This is a genomic window from Ewingella sp. S1.OA.A_B6 (assembly GCF_049889095.1).
GTDB lineage: Bacteria > Pseudomonadota > Gammaproteobacteria > Enterobacterales > Enterobacteriaceae > Ewingella.
Genome location: NZ_JBLJFK010000053.1, coordinates 1 through 292, shown reverse-complemented (window position 1 = coordinate 292; position 292 = coordinate 1). Strand labels below are relative to the sequence as shown.

At 49.3% G+C, this 292-nt stretch carries 1 protein-coding gene; it reads left to right on the top strand.

The annotated features are described in order from the left end of the window. Nucleotides 1–292, top strand: a 292-nt coding sequence (locus ACMV8I_RS21435) for an arginase family protein (RefSeq protein WP_498867153.1), incomplete at both ends; no start/stop codon positions are given.

Here is a 292-nt window from a genome sequence, read left to right as displayed (position 1 = left end):
AAACTATCCGTTTCGCAAGCAAGCATCTGATTTGGATATTGATTTGCCAAACGAGACAGGCGATGAGGCGTATTTAGCCATATTAATGGATACGCTGCCTAGACTTATTGCAAAAGTGAAACCCGATATGCTGTTTTACCAGTCCGCTGTGGATGTGCTCGCCACCGATAAGCTCGGTAAACTTGCGCTCACCCGTGACGGCTGTGCCAAGCGTGATGCGTTTGTATTTAGCCAAGCCAAAGCCCATGGAATTCCAGTGGCGGTGGTGATGGGTGGCGGCTACTCAGAAAAC